Below are 14488 nucleotides of genomic sequence, written 5' to 3'. Positions count from 1 at the left end.
TTATTCACCTTCTCCATCAGTCGCAGAGGGGGCCTTGGCGTCTTGCGGCATGTAGCCCTTCTCCTGCATCTTTTCTACCAGTTCATCCATGCTCTTATCGCCAAAGTTGCGGATCGACATCACCGCATCCAGGCCCTTATCGAGCAGTTCCATCACCTCGCCGACGGTGGTGATGCCGGCGCGCTTCAGGGAGTTGAACACACGCACCGAGAGATCCAGATTCTCGATAGGCGTGTCGTATACCTCGCTGGAGAGACGGTTGTCGGTCACGACCTTCTCCGGTGCGGGGCTCAGCGCAATTTCTTTGACGCCAGCGATGTGGCGCAGGTGCTCGATCAAAATGCCGGCCGAGGTGCTCATCGCCTCCTCGGGACGCACCGTGCCATCGGTCCAGATCTCCATGACCAGCTTGTCATAGTTGGTGTTCTGGCCGACGCGGGCGTATTCCACTTCCCAATTGACGCGGCGCACGGGGGTGTAGATCGCATCCACCGGCAGCTCGCCAATCGGCAGCTTGCCGCTGCGATCATTGGCCGGCGAGTAGCCGCGGCCACGTTCTACCGTCAGCTCGATCTGCAGCTTGGTCTTGCTGCTGTCAGAGGTGAACAGGTACAGATCCGGATTGACGATCTCAACCTCGGCGGGGGCGATGATGTCGGCGGCGGTTACCGTGCCTTCACCCTTGACTTCCAGGTGCATGCGGCTGGTTTCGCCTTCGTGCAGGATCAGGCGCACTTGCTTGAGCTGCAGCATGATCTGGATGACATCCTCGCGGATGCCAGGAATCTGGCTGTACTCGTGCTGTGCATCCGTCACACGGATGGACGTGATGGCCGCGCCCTCCAACGAGGAGAGCAAGACACGGCGCAGCGAGTTGCCAAGCGTGTGGCCATAGCCGCGCTCCAGCGGGGCAATGACAAACTTCCCATAATTGCGGGCCTCCGCTTCACGCTCAATGCGGGGGGTCACCATATTGCTTAGTACGATCACAGTTTCATTCCTTCCCCAACCCGGCGCCTGCCCAAGGCAGGTTTGCTGGATGAGTGTTTACCCGGTTTACCAATTACATTCTGCGGCGCTTCGGCGGGCGGCAGCCGTTGTGCGGCAGCGGGGTCACATCCGAGATGGAGCGCACACGCATGCCCATGGTCTGCACGGCACGCACAGCCGATTCGCGGCCGGGGCCGGGGCCTTTGACGAACAGCTCCACTTCCTGCATGCCCATATCCTGCGCGGCCTTGACGGCGCGCTCCGTAGCCAGGCGGGAAGCGAAGGGCGTGCTCTTGCGCGAGCCCTTGAAACCTACCAGGCCAGCGCTGGCCCAGGAGATGGTGTTGCCCTGACCATCAGTAACTGTGACGATGGTATTGTTGAAGGTGGCAAAAATATGGATCTGGCCAGTGAGTACGCTGCGCTTGCCGGTCTTCTTGGGAGCACGCGTGCTTTTGGCTTTGCCGTCGCCTTGCGACTTTGAGTTCTTTTCGTCAGCCATGCTATCTCCTGAATACGCTTACTTCTTGGTGGCGCCACGGCGGCGGCCACGGCCGGCAACCGTCTTGGCGGGGCCCTTGCGGGTGCGCGAGTTGGTGCGGGTGCGCTGGCCACGCACCGGCAGGCCACGGCGATGGCGCAGGCCACGGTAGCTGCCGATTTCCATCAGGCGCTTGATGTTGAGCTGCACCTCACGGCGCAGATCACCCTCCACCTTCAGGTTCTTGGTGATGTATTCACGCAACTTGCTGACCTCAGCTTCAGAGAGGTCTTTCACGCGCGTGTCGGGATTGATTTCCAACTCAGCCAAGATGCGCTGAGAGGTGGTGAGGCCGATGCCATAGATATAGGTCAGCCCGTATTCAACGCGCTTGTCGCGCGGCAGATCTACGCCTTCAATGCGTGCCATCATTCACCTTAACCTTGTCGCTGCTTATGCTTTGGGTTGCTGCAAATGACATACAGCTTGCCCTTGCGCTTCACTACCTTGCAGTTGGCGCAGCGTTTTTTGATCGATGCAGTTACTTTCATTGCAATTACTCCTGTTGCCGCGGCCGGCGGGAATCTACCCCCGCGGGCTTGGGCGAACGCGTGATTATATCCTTGCTTTGCCTATCCGTCTAGCGTGTGCTACGCACGCTAGAGGGCAGTCAACACCAATGGACCATCCTCCGTGATGGCGACGCTGTGCTCAAAATGAGCGGTCAGCGAGCCATCGGCAGACACCACCGTCCACTGGTCGGCTAGGACGCGAGTGCGGTGAGTGCCTACTAACACCATCGGCTCCAGGGCGATCGTCATGCCCGTGCGTAGCGGTGCGCCCTGGCCGGGCACACCGTAGTTGGGCACTTGGGGGCCTTCGTGCATCTTGCGCCCCACCCCGTGGCCGGTGTATTCGCGCGGCACATGGTAGCCGTGCGCTTCCACATAGTTTTGCACCGCTGCAGAAACATCCCCCACATGTTTGCCGGGCAGCATTTCCTGAATGCCCAGGCGCAGCGATTCCTGCGTTACTTCGATCAGCGTCTGGGCTTGCGGCGTGATTTCGCCGATGCCCATGGTGAACGCAGAGTCACCTACAAAACCTTCAAATACCGTGCCGCAATCTACGGAGAGGATGTCACCCTCGCGTAGCTCGCGTGCCCCCGGCAGGCCGTGCACCATCTCCTCGTTCACGCTGGTGTTCAGCGTGGCCGGGTATGGGTACGGCCCCGGGTAATTCAGAAAGGCCGGCGTGGCACCGTGATCACGGATCAGCTGCTCGGCAATTTTGTCGAGCTGGCCGGTGGTGATCCCGGGCCGCGCCTGCTTACGTACTTCGTTAAGCGCCATGGCATTGATACGGCCAGCCTGGCGCATCACTTCAATCTCCGCCGGGGTCTTGAGGACGATGTTGCGTTCCCAGCTCACTGCACCTGCTCCGGCAATGCCTTCAGCAGATCCTGCGTTACCTGCGGGATCTCCTGCGCGCCATTGATCTCGACCAGGCGGCCTTCGCCGCGGTAGTGCTCGATCAACGGTGCGGTCTGTTCAAAGTACACGCGGATGCGATTCTCGACGGTCTCGCGTTTATCGTCTGAGCGCTGGTACAGCTCAGAGCCATCCACATCGCACACCCCGGATACTTTGGGGGGATTGAACGTTGCGTGGTAGACGTGGCCGTGGGCGCGGCACACCCAGCGCCCCGAAAGGCGGTTGATCAGCTCAGCCTGCTCTACTTGAATGTAGGGCACCACATCTACCTTGCCACCAAATTCCGCCAGCATACCGTTGAGCGCCTCGGCTTGCGCCGGAGTACGCGGGAAGCCATCCAACACGGCGCCATTGGCGCAGTCTGGCTGCTTCAAGCGCTCACGGATCATGGCGATGGTGACATCATCAGGCACCAGGTCACCGCGCTTCAAAATCGCGTCTACCTGCTGCCCTAACTCCGTCTGATTTTTAATGTGCTCGCGGAACAAATCTCCAGAGGAGATATGCGCCAACCCCGTGGCCTTGGCCACGATCCCCGCCTGGGTGCCTTTTCCTGCACCCGGCGGCCCCAGCAAGACTACATAAACTGGCACAACAGCCCTCGCTAACGCGTAGGAACGCCTAGCTAACGAACCAGCAGAGACTCTTCGTACCCGTGCAGCTTCAACTCCGCATCCACGTTGAAGAAGGCTTCACGGATGGTGCCGACCATGATGAGCAAGCCGGAAGCGCTCACCAGGAACATGCCCTGGCCGCCACTGGCCGCCATGAAGGGCATGGCCAGGGTGAGCAGGAAAGGCAGAATGGCGACCACACCGAGGAACAGCGCCCCCGGCAGGGTGATGCGCCGCAACACAGAGGTGAGGTAACGCTGGGTGGGAGCCCCGCGGTTGACACCGGGGATCTGGGCGCCGACGCGCTTCAGGTTCTCACCATAGTTCTGCTGGGCAAAAAGTACATCCGTATAGAAGAAGGCAAAGCCTACGACCATGATGAAGTACATCGTCCAGTAGCCCGCCCCAGCGGGGTTGAAGAAGGTAGCCATCCAATTCGCCAGGCTGGCGATCCACGGGGTGGTGGAGCTGGCCAGGAAGCTGGCGAGGATGGAGGGCAACTGCAGGATGGCCTGGGCGAAGATCAACGGGATCATGCCCGACATGTTGACCATCAGCGGCAGGGTGCCGCGCACCGGCATGGACATGCGATTGCCCATGCGCCGCCCGGGGTACATCACGGGCACATTGCGGCGCCCCTGCTGCACGTAGACAATGACGAAGATCGTCACGATCATGATCAAGACGATCGCCAGGATGGAGATCCAGCCGGCGGCCTGGTTATTGAGCAGCGCGGCAAAGTTGCCGGGCATACGCGCAATGATGCCTGCGAAGATGATCAGCGAGAGGCCCTGGTTGCGGATGCCATACTCGGAGATCAGCTCACCCAGCCAAATGGCGAACATGGTGCCGGCGGTCATGCTGACGATGATGGTGACCGAGCGCAGCAACTGCCCAGGCCCAAGACCGAAGTTCTCGATCACCTGGCCACCGGCCAGGGTGGAGAAGATGTTGATCTGGCCAATCGCACTGAGGATCGCCATCGGCACGGCCAGGTAATAGGTCCAGCGTTCCATCCACTTGCGGCCCTCACGCGGGTCTTCTTCCATGCGCTTCTGCAAGGAAGGGATCAGCGGCAGCAAGAGCTGCAAGATGATCTGGGCGGTGATGTAGGGATAGACGCCCATCGCCAGTACCGAGAATTGCAGCAAGGTACCACCGGAGATAAGGTCGATCAGGCCAACCAGCGTGCTGGCTGCCCCACCCTGGTTCATCAGCGCGGCGATCAAGTCGCGATCTACGCCCGGCACAGGGATGTGCGAGACGAAGCGATACAGGATCAGAATCCCAAGCGTAATCAGCAGCTTGCGGCGGATGTCTGGAGCGGTCCAGAGATAACGCCAGGCGCTACGCTTCATTTAGCACTCCCCTCAGCATCCGGCTCGGCCTTGAGCGGCAAAATCGTCACGCTGCCGCCGGCCTTCTCGATCTTGGCCTTGGCGGAGGCGGTGGCGCGATGCACGCTGACTTTGAGGGCGGCTTTGACTTCGCCGCGGCCCAGCAGCACGATCGGGCGGCTGGTTTTGGGCAGCAAGCGCGCCGCACGCAAGGTGTCAGGCGAGACTTCGCTGTTGTCTTTGAAGCTGGCCAACTGATCCAGGTTGATCTCGTTGTAGATCACCTGGAAGGGCTTATTGAAACCGCGCTTGAACGGCAAGCGGCGGAAGAACGGCAGATTACCGCCCTGGTGGTAAGGACCCGCCCCACCACCGGTGCGCGCACCCTGGCCCTTGGTGCCGCGGCCCGAGGTCTTGCCGCTGCCGGAACCCGTACCGCGCCCTACGCGGGTGCGGCGGGTGATTTTGCCCGGGTTGGGCTTAAGTTCATGAAGCTTCATCGCTTACGCCTCTTCCACTTTCAACAAATGCGTAACGCTGTTGACCATGCCACGCACCGTCGGGCTGTCTTCGGCCACGATGCTGTGGTTGAGCTTGCGCAGGCCCAGCGCCTTGACGGTGCGCTTGTGGCGCTCCGTGGCGCCGATCGGGCTGCGCACCAGCGTGATCTTGATCTTCTTGCCAGTCGCTTTAGCTGCCATTCTTCTTGCCTCGGTCCCAGAAGGGTTTGAGTTCCTTCACGTCTTTGCCGCGCAGGCGAGCCTGCTCGTCCACAGACTTGAGTTGGTCGAGCGCGTCGAGGGTAGCCATCACCACGTTGTGGATATTGTTGCTGCCCATCGATTTGGTGAGGATGTCACGCACGCCGACGGCCTGCATCACCGCACGCACACCACCACCGGCGATCACACCGGTACCCGGAGAGGCGGGCTTGAGCAGCACTTCGGCGCCACCCATGCGGCCGATCACGGCATGCGGGATGGTGCCACCGTATACATTCATGCGGCGCAGCGCTTTGCGGGCGCGCGTGGTGGCTTTGCGGATCGCTTCGGGCACCGTGGTGGCCTTACCCACCCCAGCGCTCACCTGGCCGCTGTGGTCACCCACAACGACGGTGACGCGGAAGGCGAAACGGCGGCCACCCTGTACCACTTTGGATACACGGCGAATCTCGATCGTCTTTTCTTCCAGCTCGAAGGCCGCTTCGTAGGCAGGCGCTTCGCTCTTGCGGTCTTTTCTGGTGCGTTGTTTCGTATCAGCCATAGGTTTCTTCTCCTACTTGAATTCGTGTTTGCGCCAGCAAACTAGAATTCAAGTCCTTCCTGGCGGGCGCCATCGGCCAGGGCCTTGATGCGGCCGGCATAGCGGAAGCCGCCACGGTCCATCACAACGTGCTTGATGCCCTTGGCCTGGGCACGCTTGGCCACCGCCTCGCCCACCATGCGGGCTTGCTCGGTCTTGTTCTTGCCCTGCATGCTGCCACGCAGCTCGGCGTCAATGCTGGACGCCGAAAGCAGCGTGCGGCCGGCGACATCATCGATCAGCTGAACGTAGATGCCGCTCAGACTGCGGAAGACGTTGAGGCGGGGGCGCTGGGCCGTGCCGCTGATCTTGCCGCGCACACGGGTATGGCGCTTCTGACGAGCTTGTGCTCTAGTTTTCGTTGCCATTGTCTCTCAACCTTTACCCTGCCGCCTTGGCAGCCTTACCGGCCTTGAGGCGAACCACTTCACCCTTGTAGCGAATACCCTTGCCTTTGTACGGCTCGGGCGGGCGCACCTTGCGCACGCGTGCGGCAGTTTCACCCACCAGCACTTTATCGTGGCCACTGATCACAATCTGGCCGCCTTCGGCAGTGGCATAGCTGATGCCCGCTGGCGGCTCGAGCTCGACAGGGTTGGAGTAGCCAACGTGCAGGATCAAGTTCTTGCCTTTGATCTCGGCGCGATAGCCCACACCCTGTACTTCGAGAATTTTATTGAAGCCCTCGCTGGTGCCGGTGACCATGTTGCGCACCACAGCACGCGCGGTGCCATGGATGCTGCGGCTGAACTTTTCATCGTCCACGCGCTTGACCAACAGGTTGGCGCCATCCTTCTCGAAGCTGATTTCCGCCGGGAAGGTGTGCGAAAGCTCGCCCTTGGGGCCTTTCACTTTAATCGTAGAGCCGTTGATGCTCACTTCCACACCGGAAGGAATTTCAACTGGCAAACGTCCTACTCTAGACACTTAGTACCTCCAAACACTGCGAGCGGCTGGCATGGCCAGCGGCGAAGCTGTTTACCATACCTTGCACAAGATCTCGCCGCCCACGCCCATCTGGCGGGCACGGCGGCCGCTCATCACACCCTTGGGGGTGGAGAGAATCGCAGTGCCGAGGCCGGAGAGCACCCAGGGAATTTCACTGCGTTTGGCGTATACACGGCGGCCTGGGCTGCTGACGCGCTCGAGGCCGGAAATCACCGGGCGGCGCTGGCGGCGGTCACCCACGTACTTCAGCTGAATGCGCAGCACCTTGAAGGCGCCGTCTTCTACGACTTCATAATCCTCAATGAAACCTTCTTCTTTGAGGATGGCCGCAATCGCCGCCTTGAGGCGCGAGCTGGGCATACCCACCAGGGCATGGCCCGCCATCACGCCATTGCGGATGCGGGTGAGCATATCGGAGATCGGGTCAGTCATTGCCATGATCGTTCCTCCGCGCCTACCAAGACGCTTTCACCACGCCGGGGATTTTGCCTTCCAGCGCATACTGGCGGAAGCAAATGCGGCACAGGCCAAACCGGCGCATGTAGCCGCGCGGGCGGCCGCAGACTTTGCAGCGGTTGCGCACCTGGTTGGAAAACTGGCGGCGCGTTTCACGCGTAATGATTGATTTTTTGGCCATGGATTAGCCTTCCTTCTTGAAGGGCATGCCCATCAACTGCAGCAGGGCGCGGCCCTCGTCATCGTTGCGGGCGCTGGTTACGATGGTGACTTCCAGGCCACGCACTTGTTCGATGTTGTCATACTGGATCTCAGGGAAGATCAACTGCTCCGAGAGGCCCAAGGTGTAGTTGCCACGGCCGTCGAACGCATCGGCGGGCACGCCACGAAAGTCACGCATGCGCGGCAAGGCGATGTTGACCAGGCGGTCATAGAACGACCACATTTTGTCGCCCCGCAGGGTGACTTTGACACCGATCGGGCGGCCGGCGCGCAAGGCGAAGTTCGCAATGTCTTTGCGGGCACGCGTAATCATCGGCTTCTGGCCGGTGATGATGGTGAGGTCATTCACCGCGCCATCAAAGGCCTTCGATTCGTCTTTGGCCTTGCCCAAGCCAACGTTCAAGACAATTTTCTGGATGCGGGGTACTTGCATCACATTGGCCAAGCCGAGTGCCTTCATCAAGGCCGGGCTGACTTCCTGCGTGTACCGCTCTTTCAAATAATGAGCCATTAATTTCACTCCTAGATCAAACTATGCCCTTGGGCTTAGTCGATATCCTTGCCACAGTTCTTGCACACACGCTGAGAGCCCTGCTCGCTGCGCTTGAAGCCCACACGAACGGGCTTGCTGCACGAGGGGCACACCAGCATGACGTTGGAGATCGAGAGCGGGCCCTCAAATTCCACGATGCCGGCATTCACCTGGCGGCCATCCTGCTGGCTGGCGCGCTGGTGACGCTTGCGCATGTTTACACCTTGAACGACCAGACGGTTGGTCTTGGGCAGCACGCGAATCACTTCGGCACGCTTGCCCTTATCCACCTCTTTGCCGGTGACCACTTCCACCGTGTCGCCCTTGCGAATTTTCAGCTTAACCTTCACGATCACTCCTACAGCACTTCAGGCGCCAGGGAAACAATGCGCATGAAGCCCTTATCGCGTAATTCACGGGCCACCGGCCCAAAAATGCGGGTGCCCTTGGGGTTGGTGGTCGTGCCTTCCAAAATGACGGCAGCGTTGTCGTCAAAGCGAATGTAGGAGCCGTCTTCACGGCGCCATTCTTTGGAGATGCGCACGATGACGGCGCGCACCACTTCGCTCTTCTTCACCGCACCGGCCGGGATGGCACTCTTGACGGTGCCGACCACGATGTCACCAATGCTGGCGTAGCGGCGGCGGGTGCTGCCGACCACATGCATGACGAGCAGTTCGCGCGCGCCGCTGTTATCGGCAACACGCACACGAGTTTCGTGCTGGATCATCTAGGCCACCTCTTCCTTGACCGAGCTGTTGATGATTTCCACCACCACCCAGCGCTTGGTCTTGGAGATGGGACGGCTCTCCACGATGCGCACGGTATCGCCAATCTTGCAGCCCAATTCATCATGGGCCACCAGCTTGTGCTGCGCCTCAACCACTTTGCCGTAGACCGGGTGGCGGAAGCTGCGGGTAGTGCGTACGACGACCGTCTTGTCCATCTTATTGCTGGTTACAACGGCTTCAATTTGGCGGCGCTTGTTCATGCTTCACCTTCTGTTTTCTTGTCCGCGGCGGCCTTGGCAGGCACACCGCCCGCCTCTACGGCGCCCTTTTCCTTCAAGATCGTCATCAGTTGGGCGATCTTGCGGCGCTGGGCACGCGGGGCATTCTGGTCGGTCAGTTCGCCGGTGGCCTTTTGGAAGCGCATGCGCATGAGCTGCTCACGGGCTTCGTCAATCTGCTCGACGATCTGCTGACTGGTCAATTTGCGCAGGTCTGCTGCTTTGGTTGCTTTAGCCATCTCGGTTACTCGCTCAGGAACTCAATGCGCTTGATGATCTTGGTGCGAATGGGCAGCTTGGCCGCGGCCAGCTCCAGGCCGCGCTGAGCGACCTCGGGCGGCATACCGGCTACCTCGAACAGCACCGTCCCCGGGCGCACGACGGCGGCGTAGTACTCCACGCTACCCTTACCCTTACCCATGCGGGTTTCGGCGGCACGCTTGGTGATCGGCTTGTCGGGGAAGACGCGGATCCATACTTTCCCGCGGCGGCGTGCCTCACGCACAATGGCGCGGCGGCAGGCTTCCAACTGGCGGCCGGAGATCCAATGTGGCTCCAGCGCCTGCAGGCCATACTCGCCAAAATGCACTTCGGCGCCACGCTGCGCTTTGCCACGCATGCGGCCGCGGTGCATCTTGGGGAACTTGAAACGTTTTGGTTGCAACATATGCTTGTCCTAATTCCTTGTCATCAGCTTATTCGCTGACGTACACGCCTTCGCTGGTTTCCGGCTCGGCCTCAGTTTCGGCCTTGCCCTCGCCACGGTACACCCACACCTTGATACCGATCGAGCTGTACTGGGTGTGCGCTTCGGCAATGGCGTAGTCAATGTCGGCACGCAGGGTGTGCAGGGGCACGCGGCCCTCGCGCATCCAAATGCGGCGAGACATATCGGAGCCGCCCAGGCGGCCGGCGACTTCTACCTTGATGCCACCGGCGCCGGCACGCATGGTCTGCTGCAGGGCGCGGTTGATGGCACGGCGGTAGCTGATGCGGCGCTCGAGCTGATCGGCGATGTTGACCGCAACCAGCTTGGCATCCAGATCGGGATCCTTGATCTCCTTGATGTCGAGCTCGATCTTCATACCCACCAGGGCTTCGAGCGAACGGCGCAATTCTTTGACGTTCTCGCCCTTCTTGCCGATGAGGATGCCCGGCTTGGCGGTGTGCACGGAGATCTTGACGCTGCCAGGGAAGCGCTCCACTTCAACCTTGGAGATGCCGGCCCGCGGCGCCTTGTCTTGCACCATCTTGCGAATGGCAAAATCCTGGTGCAGGCGGTCTACGTAGTCTTTGCCTTCGGCAAACCAGCGGCCATCCCAGGTCTTATTAATCTTGAGGCGAAAGCCTCGCGGATCTACTTTACGACCCATGATCTTCTCCTACTTCTCGGCCTTGGCCGCAGTTGCCTTGCTGGCCGGGGCAGTGGTCTGGGCAGCGGCACGCTGGCGCAGGGTCACGGTGACGTGCGAGCTGCGGCGGAACATGGGCTTGAAGCGCCCACGCGCTCCGAAGCGGCGCCATTTGCGTGTCGGCGCTTCGTCTGCGGTGATGGCGTGCACATACAACTCTTCGATCCCAACACCCTGGTTCTGCGCGGCACTGGCAATCGCAGATTTCACCAGCTTGAGCAGCGGCTGGGCCGCCTTGCTGGGGGTGAAGGTGAGGATGGTAACGGCCTGCTGGGCGCTCTTACCACGCACCAGGTCTACCACCAGGCGCATCTTCTGCGCCGAGATGGAGGCGTTGCTCAGGGTCGCTTGAAAGTCAGCCATGCCTTATCGTCCCTTCGCGTCCGAGGCCTTTTCATTCACGTGGCCTCGGAAGGTGCGCGTGGGCGCAAATTCGCCCAGGCGGTGCCCCACCATATTTTCAGTGATGTAGATCGGCACATGGCGGCGGCCATCATGCACCGCGATGGTGTGGCCCACCATCTGCGGGAAGATCTGGCTGGCACGGCTCCAGGTGCGGATAACTTTTTTCTCTTTGCGCTCGTTCATCGCCTCGATCTTCTTCAGAAGCTTCGGCTCTACAAACGGCCCTTTTTTAAGTGAACGTCCCATAATTTAAATCTCCAGCCGTTAGCCTAGCGCTTCTTGCTCGCGCGGCCACGCAAAATGAACTTGTCCGTGCGCTTGTTGCGCCGGGTCTTCTTGCCGAGGGTCGGCTTGCCCCACGGGCTCTTCGGGCCAGCCATACCGATCGGCTGGCGACCCTCACCACCACCGTGCGGATGGTCGCGCGGGGTCATCGCCGAGCCACGCACCGTCGGGCGGATGCCACGATGGCGGGTGCGGCCGGCTTTGCCGAGCTTGATGTTGCCGTGATCTACATTGCCGAGCTGGCCAATGGTGGCATAGCAGTTCTGGCCGATCAGGCGCACTTCGCCCGAGGGCATACGAATCTGGGCATATTCGCCCTCTTTGGCAGCGATCTGCGCACCTGAGCCGGCCGAGCGCACGAGCTGGCCGCCCTTGCCCTCTTTGAGCTCAATGTTGTGCACCACCGTACCGGTGGGGATATTGGCCAGCGGCAACGCATTGCCCACGCGAATTTCCGCTCCGGGGCCAGTGACAACCGTGTCACCGGTCTTCAGGCCGAGCGGCGCCAGGATGTAGCGCTTCTCGCCATCGGCGTAGTGCAGCAGCGCCAGGTAGGCGGTGCGGTTCGGGTCATACTCGATGCCGGCTACCTTAGCGGGGATATCATGCTTGTCCCGGCGAAAGTCAACGATGCGCAGGCGCTGGCGGTGGCCGCCACCACGATGACGTACGGTGATCTTGCCGCGCACGTTGCGCCCACCGCTCTTGACCTTCTTGGCCAGCAGCGAACGCTCCGGGGTGGACTTGGTGACTTCGTCAAATGTGTACCCACTGGCCCCACGGCGCCCGGGGGTTGTCGGCTTGTAATTTTTAACAGCCATTACTTCACACCTTCAAAAATATCGATGGTCTCACCAGGCATCAGTGTGACCAGGGCCTTTTTGTAGCCGCTTTTGCGAATGCGCATCTGGCGGCTGCGGGCATGGCGGCCACGCTTGGGCGCCACCTGGATCACATTGACGCGCTGCACCTTGACGCCAAACACCAATTCGATGGCGTCCTTGATCATGGCCTTGTTGGCATCTTTGTGCACTTCAAAAGTAACCTGGCGCAATTTGCCGGTCTGGTAATTGGTTTTTTCCGTTACCAGCGGGCGCACCAGAATGTCGTAAACGGTCGTCATATCAGCACCTACTCCGCTTATCCCAGCGCACTTTCGATGGCCTTGATGGCATCCAGCGGCAGAATGAGCTTGTCGTAACCCAGCAGGTCACGCACGTTCAGATAGTTGGCCAGCAGGGTCTTGCAGCTCTGCAGGTTGCGGCCGGCGCGTACGACGCGCACGTAATCTTCATCCTTGCTGGGCAGCACCAACAGTGCGGTGCTTTCGCCCACCAGCTTGGTCAGCGCCTCGGCCACGATCTTGGTCTTGGCCTCATCCAGAGCGAGGTTCTCCACCAGCACGATGTCCTGGTCAGCCGCCTTGGAGGAGAGCGCCGAGCGCAGCGCGGCCTGGCGCATCTTCTGCGGCATGTCCTGCTCGAAGCTCTTGGGGCGCGGGGTGTGCACCTTGCCACCACCCACCCACTGCGGCGAGCGGATGGAGCCTTGGCGGGCGCGGCCGGTACCCTTCTGCTTCCAGGGCTTGCGGCCACCACCGCTCACTTCGGCGCGGGTCTTGGTCTTACGCGTGCCCAGGTGCGCATTGGCCATCTGGCGCGTGTACGCCTGGTGCATCAGGTCTACGTTGATCGGCGCTTCAAACACGCTGGCCGGCAGTTCTGCCTGCTGGTCGAGCTTGGTGCCTTTGAGAGTGTATACGTCTAATTTCATCTTGAATATCTCGCAGGCTTACGCCTTGCGCGCCTCACGAATGGTCACGATCGCGCCTTTGCCGCCAGAGACGGCGCCATGCAGGCCGATCAGGTTCTTCTCAGTGTCCACGAAGGCAACCTTGAGGTTGAGCGTAGTTACCTGGCGCACACCCATGTGGCCGGGCAACTTCTTGCCCTTCCATACGCGGCCGGGGCTGGTGCCCGAACCGATCGAGCCGACAGCACGCTGGCGGTCCGACTGGCCGTGGCTCATGGGGCCACCACCAAAGCCGTGGCGCTTCATGGCGCCGGCAAAGCCTTTACCCTTGCTGACGCTGATCACATCCACCGCGTCGCCCACAGCAAAGCTCTCCACCGTGACGGTGTCGCCTTCTTTGACTTCAAGTTGTTTGGTGCGGAATTCACGCAGATAGCGCAAGGTAGGCGCCTTGACGCGATTGAGGTGGCCGAGCTGACCACCGCTGAGGTGCTTGGCCTTGGTTTCGCCAAAACCCAGCTGCACCGCACTGTAGCCTTCTACATCCGGGCGGCGGATCTGGGTGACAAAGCAAGGCCCAGCCTCGAGGAGCGTAACCGGCACAGCGCGGCCTTGCTCGTCGAAAATCTGGGTCATACCGATTTTCTTGCCAATAAGCCCTTTGAACATCTCGTTTGTCTCCTACGTACTTAATTGTCTGGGACTGTCAGTCTGGGCAAGACCGCATCATCCCGCAGCAGTGTAGTCAGTTGCCGGCACGTGGGTGGCACTTTGGGCCACCCCGGCTGGCAGCTCTTACGCTGCCCCTACTCAGAATATCTGCCTGCCCGCCTTGCGGCGGGCAGGCTTGTTCACACAGCCTACAACTATACCAAACAGTCGTTACTCTGTCCAGTGCCGATCAGCGGCCAAGCCGCCGGCTTACGCAACCTAGATCTTGATCTCGATGTCCACGCCGGCCGGCAGGTTGAGGCGCATGAGCATATCGATGGTCTTGGAGTCAGGCTCCATTACATCGATGATGCGGTTGTGCGTGCGGATCTCAAAGTGCTCGTGCGAGTCCTTATCGATGAACGGGGAACGGCGCACGGTGAACAGCTCACGCTTGGTGGGCAGCGGCACGGGGCCAACCACGCGCGCCCCGGTGCGCTCCGCCGTTTCGACGATGCGTTTGGCCGACTGATCGATCACGCGGTGATCGTAAGCCTTGAGGCGGATACGAATCTTCTGCTTGGTAGTTGCCATATTCC

28 protein-coding genes are annotated in these 14488 nt (G+C 60.6%); all 28 read right to left on the bottom strand.

What is annotated here, in order from left to right; translation table 11 throughout:
• The gene (locus KF821_00140; protein MBX3004220.1) at positions 1-972 is read right to left on the bottom strand and encodes a DNA-directed RNA polymerase subunit alpha; all 972 of its coding nucleotides are present in this window, start codon (positions 970-972) and stop codon (positions 1-3) included.
• A gap of 91 nt (positions 973-1063) precedes the next feature.
• On the bottom strand, positions 1064-1492 hold the full coding sequence (rpsK, locus tag KF821_00135) for a 30S ribosomal protein S11 (GenBank protein ID MBX3004219.1): 429 nt from the start codon (positions 1490-1492) through the stop codon (positions 1064-1066).
• An 18-nt stretch (positions 1493-1510) separates the two neighbouring features.
• A complete protein-coding gene (gene rpsM / locus KF821_00130) occupies positions 1511-1900 on the bottom strand; it encodes a 30S ribosomal protein S13 (protein MBX3004218.1) in 390 nt (129 codons plus the stop codon).
• An 8-nt stretch (positions 1901-1908) separates the two neighbouring features.
• On the bottom strand, positions 1909-2022 hold the full coding sequence (gene rpmJ / locus KF821_00125) for a 50S ribosomal protein L36 (protein ID MBX3004217.1): 114 nt from the start codon (positions 2020-2022) through the stop codon (positions 1909-1911).
• A 108-nt stretch (positions 2023-2130) separates the two neighbouring features.
• Positions 2131-2901 carry a type I methionyl aminopeptidase gene (gene map, locus KF821_00120; GenBank protein MBX3004216.1) on the bottom strand — a complete coding sequence of 257 codons (771 nt, stop codon included), beginning with the start codon at positions 2899-2901 and terminating at the stop codon, positions 2131-2133.
• On the bottom strand, positions 2898-3557 hold the full coding sequence (locus KF821_00115) for an adenylate kinase (GenBank protein MBX3004215.1): 660 nt from the start codon (positions 3555-3557) through the stop codon (positions 2898-2900). The genes map and KF821_00115 overlap by 4 nt, the downstream gene beginning before the upstream one ends.
• A 32-nt stretch (positions 3558-3589) precedes the next feature.
• Entirely contained in the window at positions 3590-4936 is a 1347-nt protein-coding gene (secY, locus tag KF821_00110; GenBank protein ID MBX3004214.1) for a preprotein translocase subunit SecY, read from the bottom strand.
• Complete coding sequence (gene rplO / locus KF821_00105) at positions 4933-5415, bottom strand: 50S ribosomal protein L15 (GenBank protein MBX3004213.1); 483 nt, start codon at positions 5413-5415, stop codon at positions 4933-4935. The genes secY and rplO overlap by 4 nt, the downstream gene beginning before the upstream one ends.
• 3 nt (positions 5416-5418) lie before the next feature.
• Positions 5419-5616: a 50S ribosomal protein L30 gene (gene rpmD / locus KF821_00100; protein ID MBX3004212.1), complete on the bottom strand. Its 198-nt coding sequence runs from the start codon at positions 5614-5616 to the stop codon at positions 5419-5421.
• Entirely contained in the window at positions 5606-6178 is a 573-nt protein-coding gene (gene rpsE / locus KF821_00095; protein ID MBX3004211.1) for a 30S ribosomal protein S5, read from the bottom strand. The genes rpmD and rpsE overlap by 11 nt, the downstream gene beginning before the upstream one ends.
• A gap of 41 nt (positions 6179-6219) precedes the next feature.
• On the bottom strand, positions 6220-6585 hold the full coding sequence (rplR, locus tag KF821_00090) for a 50S ribosomal protein L18 (GenBank protein ID MBX3004210.1): 366 nt from the start codon (positions 6583-6585) through the stop codon (positions 6220-6222).
• Between the two features lie 13 nt (positions 6586-6598).
• A complete protein-coding gene (gene rplF, locus KF821_00085) occupies positions 6599-7144 on the bottom strand; it encodes a 50S ribosomal protein L6 (GenBank protein ID MBX3004209.1) in 546 nt (181 codons plus the stop codon).
• A gap of 51 nt (positions 7145-7195) precedes the next feature.
• On the bottom strand, positions 7196-7603 hold the full coding sequence (gene rpsH / locus KF821_00080) for a 30S ribosomal protein S8 (GenBank protein MBX3004208.1): 408 nt from the start codon (positions 7601-7603) through the stop codon (positions 7196-7198).
• 16 nt (positions 7604-7619) lie between these two features.
• Positions 7620-7802, bottom strand: coding sequence for a type Z 30S ribosomal protein S14 (locus KF821_00075; protein ID MBX3004207.1), 183 nt, complete (start codon positions 7800-7802; stop codon positions 7620-7622).
• Between the two features lie 3 nt (positions 7803-7805).
• Positions 7806-8354: a 50S ribosomal protein L5 gene (gene rplE, locus KF821_00070; protein ID MBX3004206.1), complete on the bottom strand. Its 549-nt coding sequence runs from the start codon at positions 8352-8354 to the stop codon at positions 7806-7808.
• 35 nt (positions 8355-8389) lie between these two features.
• Complete coding sequence (gene rplX / locus KF821_00065; protein ID MBX3004205.1) at positions 8390-8725, bottom strand: 50S ribosomal protein L24; 336 nt, start codon at positions 8723-8725, stop codon at positions 8390-8392.
• An 8-nt stretch (positions 8726-8733) separates the two neighbouring features.
• Complete coding sequence (gene rplN, locus KF821_00060) at positions 8734-9105, bottom strand: 50S ribosomal protein L14 (protein ID MBX3004204.1); 372 nt, start codon at positions 9103-9105, stop codon at positions 8734-8736.
• A complete protein-coding gene (gene rpsQ / locus KF821_00055; GenBank protein ID MBX3004203.1) occupies positions 9106-9366 on the bottom strand; it encodes a 30S ribosomal protein S17 in 261 nt (86 codons plus the stop codon). It lies immediately after the preceding gene.
• On the bottom strand, positions 9363-9623 hold the full coding sequence (gene rpmC, locus KF821_00050) for a 50S ribosomal protein L29 (protein ID MBX3004202.1): 261 nt from the start codon (positions 9621-9623) through the stop codon (positions 9363-9365). Before rpmC ends, rpsQ begins: the two co-directional genes overlap by 4 nt.
• Before the next feature lie 5 nt (positions 9624-9628).
• Positions 9629-10051, bottom strand: a complete 423-nt coding sequence (rplP, locus tag KF821_00045; GenBank protein MBX3004201.1) for a 50S ribosomal protein L16 — start codon at positions 10049-10051, stop codon at positions 9629-9631.
• A gap of 28 nt (positions 10052-10079) precedes the next feature.
• Positions 10080-10757 (bottom strand): 30S ribosomal protein S3, encoded by a 678-nt coding sequence (gene rpsC, locus KF821_00040; GenBank protein MBX3004200.1) that lies wholly within the window; start codon positions 10755-10757, stop codon positions 10080-10082.
• A 9-nt stretch (positions 10758-10766) separates the two neighbouring features.
• Positions 10767-11159: a 50S ribosomal protein L22 gene (gene rplV / locus KF821_00035; protein ID MBX3004199.1), complete on the bottom strand. Its 393-nt coding sequence runs from the start codon at positions 11157-11159 to the stop codon at positions 10767-10769.
• A gap of 3 nt (positions 11160-11162) precedes the next feature.
• Complete coding sequence (gene rpsS / locus KF821_00030; protein ID MBX3004198.1) at positions 11163-11447, bottom strand: 30S ribosomal protein S19; 285 nt, start codon at positions 11445-11447, stop codon at positions 11163-11165.
• 23 nt (positions 11448-11470) lie between these two features.
• Positions 11471-12307, bottom strand: coding sequence for a 50S ribosomal protein L2 (gene rplB / locus KF821_00025; GenBank protein ID MBX3004197.1), 837 nt, complete (start codon positions 12305-12307; stop codon positions 11471-11473).
• Positions 12307-12609 (bottom strand): 50S ribosomal protein L23, encoded by a 303-nt coding sequence (gene rplW, locus KF821_00020; protein ID MBX3004196.1) that lies wholly within the window; start codon positions 12607-12609, stop codon positions 12307-12309. Before rplW ends, rplB begins: the two co-directional genes overlap by 1 nt.
• Before the next feature lie 17 nt (positions 12610-12626).
• Entirely contained in the window at positions 12627-13259 is a 633-nt protein-coding gene (gene rplD / locus KF821_00015) for a 50S ribosomal protein L4 (protein ID MBX3004195.1), read from the bottom strand.
• 18 nt (positions 13260-13277) lie between these two features.
• Positions 13278-13907, bottom strand: a complete 630-nt coding sequence (gene rplC, locus KF821_00010) for a 50S ribosomal protein L3 (protein MBX3004194.1) — start codon at positions 13905-13907, stop codon at positions 13278-13280.
• 261 nt (positions 13908-14168) lie between these two features.
• On the bottom strand, positions 14169-14483 hold the full coding sequence (rpsJ, locus tag KF821_00005; protein MBX3004193.1) for a 30S ribosomal protein S10: 315 nt from the start codon (positions 14481-14483) through the stop codon (positions 14169-14171).
• Between the last annotated feature and the right edge of the window lie 5 nt (positions 14484-14488).

The organism is Anaerolineales bacterium, assembly GCA_019637755.1.
GTDB lineage: Bacteria > Chloroflexota > Anaerolineae > Anaerolineales > UBA11579 > JAMCZK01.
The sequence above is the reverse complement of the archived record's forward strand: the minus strand, read 5'-3'. Positions and strand labels throughout refer to the sequence as shown.

What these genes read in the sequence shown, in the direction of transcription:
- KF821_00140 (MBX3004220.1), bottom strand. Translation starts at nt 972, where the DNA reads ATGGTGACCCCCCGCATTGAGCGTGAAGCGGAGGCCCGCAATTATGGG.
- rpsK (MBX3004219.1), bottom strand. Translation starts at nt 1,492, where the DNA reads ATGGCTGACGAAAAGAACTCAAAGTCGCAAGGCGACGGCAAAGCCAAA.
- rpsM (MBX3004218.1), bottom strand. Translation starts at nt 1,900, where the DNA reads ATGGCACGCATTGAAGGCGTAGATCTGCCGCGCGACAAGCGCGTTGAA.
- rpmJ (MBX3004217.1), bottom strand. Translation starts at nt 2,022, where the DNA reads ATGAAAGTAACTGCATCGATCAAAAAACGCTGCGCCAACTGCAAGGTA.
- secY (MBX3004214.1), bottom strand. Translation starts at nt 4,936, where the DNA reads ATGAAGCGTAGCGCCTGGCGTTATCTCTGGACCGCTCCAGACATCCGC.
- rplO (MBX3004213.1), bottom strand. Translation starts at nt 5,415, where the DNA reads ATGAAGCTTCATGAACTTAAGCCCAACCCGGGCAAAATCACCCGCCGC.
- rpmD (MBX3004212.1), bottom strand. Translation starts at nt 5,616, where the DNA reads ATGGCAGCTAAAGCGACTGGCAAGAAGATCAAGATCACGCTGGTGCGC.
- rpsE (MBX3004211.1), bottom strand. Translation starts at nt 6,178, where the DNA reads ATGGCTGATACGAAACAACGCACCAGAAAAGACCGCAAGAGCGAAGCG.
- rplR (MBX3004210.1), bottom strand. Translation starts at nt 6,585, where the DNA reads ATGGCAACGAAAACTAGAGCACAAGCTCGTCAGAAGCGCCATACCCGT.
- rpsH (MBX3004208.1), bottom strand. Translation starts at nt 7,603, where the DNA reads ATGGCAATGACTGACCCGATCTCCGATATGCTCACCCGCATCCGCAAT.
- KF821_00075 (MBX3004207.1), bottom strand. Translation starts at nt 7,802, where the DNA reads ATGGCCAAAAAATCAATCATTACGCGTGAAACGCGCCGCCAGTTTTCC.
- rplE (MBX3004206.1), bottom strand. Translation starts at nt 8,354, where the DNA reads ATGGCTCATTATTTGAAAGAGCGGTACACGCAGGAAGTCAGCCCGGCC.
- rplN (MBX3004204.1), bottom strand. Translation starts at nt 9,105, where the DNA reads ATGATCCAGCACGAAACTCGTGTGCGTGTTGCCGATAACAGCGGCGCG.
- rpsQ (MBX3004203.1), bottom strand. Translation starts at nt 9,366, where the DNA reads ATGAACAAGCGCCGCCAAATTGAAGCCGTTGTAACCAGCAATAAGATG.
- rpmC (MBX3004202.1), bottom strand. Translation starts at nt 9,623, where the DNA reads ATGGCTAAAGCAACCAAAGCAGCAGACCTGCGCAAATTGACCAGTCAG.
- rplP (MBX3004201.1), bottom strand. Translation starts at nt 10,051, where the DNA reads ATGTTGCAACCAAAACGTTTCAAGTTCCCCAAGATGCACCGCGGCCGC.
- rpsC (MBX3004200.1), bottom strand. Translation starts at nt 10,757, where the DNA reads ATGGGTCGTAAAGTAGATCCGCGAGGCTTTCGCCTCAAGATTAATAAG.
- rplV (MBX3004199.1), bottom strand. Translation starts at nt 11,159, where the DNA reads ATGGCTGACTTTCAAGCGACCCTGAGCAACGCCTCCATCTCGGCGCAG.
- rpsS (MBX3004198.1), bottom strand. Translation starts at nt 11,447, where the DNA reads ATGGGACGTTCACTTAAAAAAGGGCCGTTTGTAGAGCCGAAGCTTCTG.
- rplB (MBX3004197.1), bottom strand. Translation starts at nt 12,307, where the DNA reads ATGGCTGTTAAAAATTACAAGCCGACAACCCCCGGGCGCCGTGGGGCC.
- rplW (MBX3004196.1), bottom strand. Translation starts at nt 12,609, where the DNA reads ATGACGACCGTTTACGACATTCTGGTGCGCCCGCTGGTAACGGAAAAA.
- rplD (MBX3004195.1), bottom strand. Translation starts at nt 13,259, where the DNA reads ATGAAATTAGACGTATACACTCTCAAAGGCACCAAGCTCGACCAGCAG.
- rplC (MBX3004194.1), bottom strand. Translation starts at nt 13,907, where the DNA reads ATGTTCAAAGGGCTTATTGGCAAGAAAATCGGTATGACCCAGATTTTC.
- rpsJ (MBX3004193.1), bottom strand. Translation starts at nt 14,483, where the DNA reads ATGGCAACTACCAAGCAGAAGATTCGTATCCGCCTCAAGGCTTACGAT.